Genomic DNA, 2,004 nt, shown 5'->3' with positions numbered 1-2,004 from the left:
GTGATCCGTCAGCTGATGTGCGACGCGGTTCCGCCAGGTGATGTGCGACGGGTGGTCTAGGAAACGTGGGTAGCGATCCGCGGTCGCTGGCCTTTGATGCTACGGACTGGGTGGGTGGTGGTGCGTCGGATGACCTTGGTGTCGCCGTCGGTGAGTTCGATGGCCAGGGTCGTTTCGGAGACGGTCACGGTGACGGTCTGGTGTCGGTGGTGCCGGCCGAGGGCGACCTTCTGGCCGGCGACCATGATGATGCCGCTGTTGGAGGCACGGCGCTGCACTCGGACGGGTTCGACGGAGGGTCGTGGTGGTGGCCCTGCCGGTCGGGCACCGCGGAGGCGCTTGATCTGTTCCGGGCGGAGCGGGTTGGCGCGGGTGCGGAGCAGTTCGCGGGTGTCCAGGTCGTAGAACATGAGGGTGGTCGGCTCGATGCGGATGCCGACGCGGCGGCCGGCGAGGATCTCTGCGGCCAGGACGATGTGCTGGCCCAGTGAGACCCCGCCGCCTCGGTTGACGCAGCGCTCGACCTCGACGGCGTCGCCGTCCTCGATCGGGGGCAGGGGTGCGGGGCCGGCGGGGACGGCGCCTTGGCGGGTGAGGGTGGCCAGGTCGTTGACGCTCAGGTGAGAGCGGACGGTCTTGATCCGGATGCCGGCGATGAGGACGTGGATCAGGTCGCAGTCGGCCCAGATCCGGGCCACCATGCCGGCCCGGTGGGTGCCCATCCAGAACTGGCGTTGGCAGACCATCAGGTTGCCCGACGCCGGGACGACCCGGTCGAACTCCACCGGCCCGCCCGTCTCGACCGCTGGCGGCTGGACCTGGACGGGCTCAGGGTCGGTCGAGGGCTGCTGGAGCGGGGTGGAGGGGACGGGGTCCAGGGTGGGTGGCAGCCACAGGTCGACCAGTGCCCGCTGCTGGGCCGGGACCGGCTGGAACCGGTCAGCCGGGGTGACCGGCATCTTCGGGTCGAGCCCCTGGTGGGGTCGGTCGGTGTTGTAGTGCCGCACGTATGCGTCCACCGCGGCTTGGGCCTCGTGCAGGCTGGTGAACGCTTCGGCGGTGTCGAGGAAGTCGGGACGCACGGTGCCGTGGAACCGTTCGACCTTGCCGTTCTGGTTCGGTGAGGCAGGCGCGGTGAGCCGGTGCGTGATGCCGTTGTGGCGGCAGATTTTGTCGAACAGCACCTCACCGGTGCGGGGCCGGTACTTGCCGAACCGGTCGGTGAACTGCTTGCCGTTGTCGGTGATGATCTCCTCCGGGACGCCGAACCGGGCCAGGGCTTCTGCCAGGGCCAGGCATACCGCCCGGCCGGTGGCCCTCTCGACCACCTTGGCGATCACGCAATACCGGGAGTGGTCGTCAACGGCGGTGACGAGCTTCGCCTCCCGCAGCACACCAGTGGCCGGGTTGACCAGCTGCACTCCACCGACGATGTCCATCTGCCACAGCTGCATCGGGGCGGGCCGTTCCCACCGCCGATACGACTCCTTCGGCCGTCTCCGGGGCCGGACCCGCAGCAGCCCTTGCCGCTGCAGAATCCGATCGATCGTTCGCTCCGACGGCACCGCCAGGTCCTCGACCGCCCAGGGGCCAGGTTTGCGCAGCATCTCCAACCGGATCCGCCGCGATCCCCATCGAGGATGCTCCCGACGCATCTCCACTACCGCGACCTCGACCGCCTCCGCCACCTGCGCGGGCGATGAGTGCGGCCGATGTGACCGGTCGGCCAACCCGGCCAACTGCTCGGTCAGATACCGGCCCACCCACCGATGCACCGTCGACCGATGCACCCCAAAGCTGGCGGCCACCTCCACGACATCTGACCCGGCCAGCACCGCACGAACCGCATCCAGGCGTTGCTCGACAACTGACAAGACAACCAGCGCCAATCCCGGCCTCCCCGAGTCCCGACGCCCCGCGGAGACGTCGGGCTCAGAGTGCCGAACCGACCACTGTCGCAAATCAGCTGGCGGACGCATGTCGCACATCAGTCGACGGAGGACA

Annotated in this window: 1 protein-coding gene; it reads right to left on the bottom strand. The window is 69.1% G+C overall.

Going from position 1 to position 2,004, the window contains the following annotated elements; all coding sequences use genetic code 11:
- Positions 1–56 precede the first annotated feature (56 nt).
- A complete protein-coding gene (locus tag C1I99_RS31310) occupies positions 57–1,874 on the bottom strand; it encodes an IS481 family transposase (protein WP_267897538.1) in 1,818 nt (605 codons plus the stop codon).
- Between the last annotated feature and the right edge of the window lie 130 nt (positions 1,875–2,004).

Origin of the sequence: Micromonospora deserti, from assembly GCF_003236335.1 — a bacterium.
In the GTDB taxonomy this organism is placed as follows: domain Bacteria; phylum Actinomycetota; class Actinomycetes; order Mycobacteriales; family Micromonosporaceae; genus Micromonospora; species Micromonospora deserti.
The sequence above is the reverse complement of the archived record's forward strand: the minus strand, read 5'-3'. Positions and strand labels throughout refer to the sequence as shown.